This is a genomic window from Calothrix sp. UHCC 0171, assembly GCF_034931845.1.
Lineage (GTDB): Bacteria > Cyanobacteriota > Cyanobacteriia > Cyanobacteriales > Nostocaceae > Brunnivagina.
Window position 1 is genome coordinate 1 of the sequence record NZ_JAYGHN010000090.1, and the last position, 6,260, is coordinate 6,260.

Genomic DNA, 6,260 nt, shown 5'->3' on the forward strand with positions numbered 1-6,260 from the left:
GTTAGCAAACTGGGGATATTCGCGGTAAAATTCTGCTGGCAGACGGAATCCAGCACTGTTACCAATTTTGGTGCTGCGAATTTTATAAGGATTACTCATGGCGTATGTACGTTATGTACTTACATCATAGCAGAACGTTGATTTTCTTGTTGTTAAGCAAATCCGGGGGAGAGCGATCGCTACGCTATCCTAATTCTTAAGTATCGTATTAAGTGTCATATTTAACCATTTCTGCTCGTGTGTAAGGGATAGCAGTGATTGATTGGCAGCCCTATCTCGAATCGATTTGTCAGAAATATGCTCAGTGGGGGTATAGTTACACCATCACTGATGTGGTGGGTAAAAACCGTGATCGACAAATTACGGACGAGCAACCCATCAAATCGCTGTTGTTTGACTTGCAGGCGATTGCAATTCAATCAGAATCCATTCAACCTGACAGAGAACTATTACCCGAAGCAAGGGAAACGCGGGAAAATCTCAATGTTCTGGAGGGTTTGCGGAAATATGCACGAGGTCGTCCAGGTTCAGGAAAATCGACGGCTTTGGTGCAGTTGTTGTTAGAAGAAGCAGGGAAATGCGGAGATGTGGGAAATATCGTCAATGTGATTGGTGGAAATAATACCTTTGGTGATATTTCTTCAAATAAGGGTAAGTAATGCGGCTTTGGCTCTATATAAATTAGGCGAAAATCGTTTTGAATCGCTATGCGATCGCGGTAAAATATTAAATCGAGAAATTGACAAAATAATTGGGAAATAAGCAATGGCAAAACTTGTTGGTAATTGGCATATTTATGAAATGTCCATGTGGGAGGAAGACTACTTCAACATGGAAGTTCAAGCCTATATAGAAATAAACAAAGCTGGGGATGGGGACTTTCAATTTGGTTTAGTCTGCGGCAGTATTAATGGCACTTATACCAAGGATAGCTCTCAAGAAAAATTAGAATTTACTTGGGAAGGAAATGACGAGTGTGATGAAGCTTCTGGAAGTGGTTGGTTGAAATTACAAGATGAAAATACTGTTGAAGGTTATATCAAGCTGCATTATGGCGATGATTCGACATTTCTGGCAAAGCGTGCATAAATAAGGGAAAATTTTATGGCTGTAGAATACATCAACCGTAAAAGTCAAAAATATTATCTCCACGAAGGTACGACCAAAACCGGGAAGCCAAAATATTACTTTGCCATGAACAGCGAAGGGAATTTAGTCGAAACCATTCCAGATGGTTTTGAAATTTATGAAAACCCTAACGCCCAAGTATTTTTACAAAAAATACAGCCGAAAATCATTACCGAAGGTGAAGCTGCGATCACCGAACTGGGAATGCAAAAGTTTTCCGATTTAAAATACTGTAGAATTGATATCAAAAAAAATATAATTACCATCTATACTCCCGACCAAAATCCAGACAAATTACTGGATATATATTCATTATCACCATCGCGAAATGATATCGATATTGAAGCTGCGGTAAACAGTATGCTTACCTATTCACCGATGTTGAGGTTTGTTTTAATCGATAAAGAAAAACGCGTATTTACAATCGAAAGATTTTGCTTTTTAAGCTTGATCGATGACTGGATGGAAATTGGTCGTTCAGGTGATTTATCAAAGCTGGTGAAGGAATATGTACCCCTTTTAGGGAAAGAATCTTTTTATGAGTTACATCCATATCGTTTTGGATGATTGATATTCTGAATAATTATTCCTATGGGTTTGGTATAAATGGGACGTTACGCACCAAATATAACTTGCGATAGGTGACACTTGATTTTAAAACTTGTCAATCTAGAAAAATAAATAGGTTTAGGTGCTAGGAAAATAGACCATACCATCCAACCGAAACCCATTACACTACCAACTAAAAGCGATGCGATCGCAAACCGAATTAACGGGTTTTCGCTTTCTTCGAGTGGTTCTGCTTACTCGGAATGACGACATGATTACACAACTGGAATGCTTTCAAAATGATGAATAAGCCTCTGAACAAAATCTTTATTTTTGAATATAAAATTATTTATGCCATCATAAGGAGTACGATTTGTATCTGTAGGTACAAAGCAATAATTAGAAGCATTAAAATCGTATTTTATCATTACATCTTTTTCTACAAGTTCATATAAAATAGTTCCAAAACTAAAACCAAGCTCTTCCATTATATGAGAATTATTTTCTTCATAACCACCCCAAAATACAGGAAGAGCAAGAGAAGATGGCTTACCTTGATAGTATTTATTTATAAGATTATCTATATCAGCTTTTTTACCATTCCATTCAATAGTCCCAAAATAAGACTTTTGTTTTTTATCAGAGAAATATAATGATAACTTATAACATGGCAGCCATAAATAATTATTATTTTCTTTTATTTGCTTATATATAGAAAATAAAATGTTATTAGGTGAATATATTTTCAGTGCAATATCAAAAGAATGCTTATTTTCGCTTTCAATATGATGCTCCAGAATCAACTTAATATGATTAAGCCAAACTTTATTTTCACAGAGAACTCTTTTTGCACCTTTTTTCATCTCTTCAATTTTAGCATTATCTTTTGAATCTGAGCAACAATCAAATATAGCTCCATCTATTCCAGATTTACCTGCTATTTCCGAAAGAATCACTGAATCTTGTAAAAGTTCATTATCTTTTAATGTGCCAAATCTTTGTATTTCTTCTATTTTCCAACCTTCGTCTTCTAATAATTTATGACGAAACTTTGAGGGATAGGATATTTCAACATAATCGGAGTAAGGATAAGGCTTTATATCTAGCAAATAATCTTCGTATTTAGAATATATTTCGTTATCATTTAATTCTTCTTCTAAAGAAGATAAAAGTTCTTCATAATAATCTGGGTGCTTACGAATTTGTTCTAAGTATTCTTCTTTTGATAAACGTACAAATGCCGAATAAATCATATAAGGCTCTATTGAATAATTAACAATATCTAGAGTTGAACTTAAAGTTTGAATCGTTTGACTATATTCTGGAAATACTAAATCTTTATGATTTTCAGATGGAGTTAATATCAACAAAACAAAATTCTCAATTCCTTTCACCCTAAATGTATTTGTATGACTCTCTATGCCTTTCTGTAAATTTTGCTTATTTTTATATAGCCTAATCATGTGTGCAGGAGAAAATAAACGCTCATCTTTTAATTTTAAAGGTGATATTTCTTTTGCTGAGGTAGGATAATTCACATCATTAACTTCAATTAATATGCCTTGGATATAAAAGTTAACTCTATTAGCAAAAGAAGAAAATGGTACTATTAATTCTTTCCATTCAGTAGATACAATTATGACTTTAATTTCCGATTCAATTACCTCTTTATTTTGTTTTAAAGTTTCAACATATTTCAATATTTCATGTAATGCTTCTCTGGACGCTTCATTTGATCGTTTGATTTCAATAATGACATAGTTGTTTTTATTATCTTTCGCTAAGATGTCGATAAAACCACGTGTACCTAACCTATTAGGTAAATAATATTCTTTTTGTATGAGTGATAAATTGCTGGATATTATTGATAAATTATCTGCAAGATAATCTCTGATAATATTTTCTACAGATTTTCTCGTCATAATTGAATACTTTGCTGGAATTGTGAGATTTGTATCCATATCAAAGTAACATATCGCACTAATTTGTTAAGTATCATTATTAACTTAGTATGCTGTAAAACTTTTGCCCACCTACTTAATTCGATAACTGATATTTTGCATAATCATTGCAGCTGCCGAAGATTGACAAATTGTATCCGGGTCTTGGCTGGATAAAACTATACTCAACCCGTCTTTACGTGCGGTAGCACATAGTTCACCTACCATCGCGCTGAATCCATCCTTACGGAACAACACCGAAAGCTCATCACCGATAAATAGGCTTTTCGGGTAGGAAAGAGCGATACGCAAACATGCTGCTTTCGCTGCAACAGCCATTGTGTAGGAATCTTGGTCATTACTTAGCCCAGTCAGTGCATAAAACTTAACCATCGGTTCGGGAGAAAAGCTACTCGGAAGTGCGATCGCATTCCCCAATGGACTTACTAACAATGCTGCAATCTGACTGGTTATTTGATTTATTGCTTGATGGTCAATTGCTTCGGGTTTAGAAATATTGAGTCGAGCGGTCGAACAGAAACGGCTAAAATCTTTTAAAGTAGGCATATCCTGCCATTCGGGAGATTTCCAACCCTTAGAAAATGAGAGATTGTAGCGTTCGATGATATCGGGGTCGCTGAGAAAGATTTCGAGCGATCGCAATAAAATCGCATCAACCCTCTGCGCTAAATGTGGAGCATCCAACCGTCCCATGACGTATAAATGAACGCCAGGACTTCATCCGGGATGCTCTGTCTTCTGGGTCGAAACTTCTCAAGTCTGGAGGTTCCATCAAATTATTGGAAGCACGGGATAAATCGAAATATGCACCCGCATCTCCAAGAAGTGCGATCGCTGTTTTAAACGAACTCTCCCCATCGGCTGCGGGGATATCCATCCCCACCACAGGTATTCCCTGCGACAGTGCATCGAGCATAAATCGCCACAACAAGACAGATTTTCCAGAACCGGTTTTTCCTGTAATCAAGGCATGTTGGGTATTACTGAACAAATCAACATGAACTGGTTTACCTCCTCGATTAGTCAAAAATTCCACACCCTGACTATCCAATGGTTTGGGAAGGGTTAGCGGTAAAACTCCTGCAACAGTTTCACTTTCCAACACCAATCGACGTTCGCTCAAAATCGAACTGGAGTGTAAAATTCGTCTCCAGGTGATGGGTAAAGTTTCTAACCAGATTTGTGATGCGATGTGTTTTTCCCGCACGACTTTGGCTGTACCAAAGCTGTTGCAGAGCAAATCACAGGCTAAATCCAAGCTTTCAGCGTTTTCCCGATAAACCAGAAACACCACCGCGCAGTTGAGAGGAAGAGCACCTTTGTATAATTTCTTCTGCGCGTCAAAACTTTCCTCCTGTTTTATCTCCGCACCCACGTCCCTACCGCTTCCCTTAAGAAAAGCTCGCTCCCTTGCGACTTTGGTTTGCTTTGCTTGACGGTGTAAATTATCTTCGGTGAGGTAGCGATTTGCAGGGGAGATTTCTACCCAAGCTTCCGTATCTCGGATGTGATTTTCGCTCAGGACTTTCCACATCCATGCAATTTGTTCTTTTGCACTTATCCAAGCAGGTACGGTATCAGCCATTGTTAATACACCGCAAACTTTATCTTTGATGTAGATACGGTTTGTGCATTGACGGTGTTCGGGGCAAGAACTTTTTCCTCTTTCTCCCGCGATTAAAATTGTGGTTGAATGTTTGAATGAATTTTGAATTTCTATTAGCTTAATTCCATCATCTGTGTTTTCTGTTAAAACTAATAACTGCGGAATTTCTGGAGGGTTATATTGATTGAATCGACTCCACAACCACGACCATAATTCAATATCATTGAGTGGTTGTATTTCCAATCCAGCTTTGGTATTAAATAACATTTCCCATTGTAGAAAACCTTCCGTATAAGCTTTCATCAAAACTTGAATGAGAAGTTGTTCCTGTCGCTGGGAAATGCGTCCGGTAAAGTTATCTAATAAGAAACGTCCCGATTTCGCGACTTGGTAAATTAATCTAGATAAAAAGTCGCTCCTATTTTCTCCTAATGCATCCGCAGTCCACGAACAGAACACAATTTGTTGCCAAGTTGACCTCGCTCCTTTTCGCGTTAACTCTTGAATTCGAGCTTGTTCGTTACGAATTAAAATAGTTGGGAGTGGCAAAGTAGAACCTACGGCAATTTTGTTCAGATGTTCTTGTCTCATCGAATCATCCGAATATCTTCCTAACAGAAATGTACATCTTTCCCCAGGAGGTATAAATTTCATCGCTTCGGAAATACCAGTTGATATTGCATTGACCTCTTCTTGGTAAAGTTGGTCATGAACACCTTTAATTTGAAACGCAAAAACTACTTGGAATTGGTTTTCATCGGCAATATCACCTTGATTTAATAAAAACCCACCGATACAGCGATTCTCCCTTTCAATCCGAACCATACAACAAAGGTCGAGTTCATTTTCAAAGGGAATATATTGTGATTTTTTATTATCTGAATCTTGGTAATCTATAATCGGTATTTGCGCTTTCATAATCTTCTTTGAAGTTTTAATTTCCTGCGAATACTGCGAGAATATAAAGGGGATATATAAATTGCTCCACCACTCATCCAATTTCTACCTTTCGGTTG

Annotated in this window: 6 protein-coding genes; 3 read left to right on the plus strand and 3 right to left on the minus strand. The window is 37.0% G+C overall.

Going from position 1 to position 6,260, the window contains the following annotated elements; all coding sequences use genetic code 11:
• Positions 1–254: 254 nt before the first annotated feature.
• From VB733_RS27155 to VB733_RS27165, 3 genes are all read left to right on the plus strand, one after another.
• Positions 255–659 (plus strand): hypothetical protein, encoded by a 405-nt coding sequence (locus VB733_RS27155; RefSeq protein ID WP_323343159.1) that lies wholly within the window; start codon positions 255–257, stop codon positions 657–659.
• A 106-nt stretch (positions 660–765) separates the two neighbouring features.
• On the plus strand, positions 766–1,089 hold the full coding sequence (locus tag VB733_RS27160; protein WP_323343160.1) for a hypothetical protein: 324 nt from the start codon (positions 766–768) through the stop codon (positions 1,087–1,089).
• A gap of 15 nt (positions 1,090–1,104) precedes the next feature.
• Positions 1,105–1,695 carry a hypothetical protein gene (locus tag VB733_RS27165; protein WP_323343161.1) on the plus strand — a complete coding sequence of 197 codons (591 nt, stop codon included), beginning with the start codon at positions 1,105–1,107 and terminating at the stop codon, positions 1,693–1,695.
• Between the two features lie 257 nt (positions 1,696–1,952).
• On the opposite strand, the gene VB733_RS27170 is transcribed toward VB733_RS27165, so the two are convergent.
• From VB733_RS27170 to VB733_RS27180, 3 genes are all read right to left on the minus strand, one after another.
• Complete coding sequence (locus VB733_RS27170) at positions 1,953–3,599, minus strand: endonuclease NucS domain-containing protein (RefSeq protein WP_323343162.1); 1,647 nt, start codon at positions 3,597–3,599, stop codon at positions 1,953–1,955.
• 111 nt (positions 3,600–3,710) lie between these two features.
• A complete protein-coding gene (locus tag VB733_RS27175) occupies positions 3,711–4,331 on the minus strand; it encodes a hypothetical protein (protein WP_323343163.1) in 621 nt (206 codons plus the stop codon).
• Positions 4,291–6,162 carry a hypothetical protein gene (locus VB733_RS27180; RefSeq protein WP_323343164.1) on the minus strand — a complete coding sequence of 624 codons (1,872 nt, stop codon included), beginning with the start codon at positions 6,160–6,162 and terminating at the stop codon, positions 4,291–4,293. The genes VB733_RS27175 and VB733_RS27180 overlap by 41 nt, the downstream gene beginning before the upstream one ends.
• Positions 6,163–6,260: the final 98 nt, after the last annotated feature.

Excerpts from the sequence above, each read along its gene's own strand:
- VB733_RS27160 (WP_323343160.1), top strand. The coding sequence starts at position 766 with ATGGCAAAACTTGTTGGTAATTGGCATATTTATGAAATGTCCATGTGG.
- VB733_RS27180 (WP_323343164.1), bottom strand. The coding sequence starts at position 6,162 with ATGAAAGCGCAAATACCGATTATAGATTACCAAGATTCAGATAATAAA.
- VB733_RS27170 (WP_323343162.1), bottom strand. The coding sequence starts at position 3,599 with ATGACGAGAAAATCTGTAGAAAATATTATCAGAGATTATCTTGCAGAT.
- VB733_RS27175 (WP_323343163.1), bottom strand. The coding sequence starts at position 4,331 with ATGGGACGGTTGGATGCTCCACATTTAGCGCAGAGGGTTGATGCGATT.
- VB733_RS27165 (WP_323343161.1), top strand. The coding sequence starts at position 1,105 with ATGGCTGTAGAATACATCAACCGTAAAAGTCAAAAATATTATCTCCAC.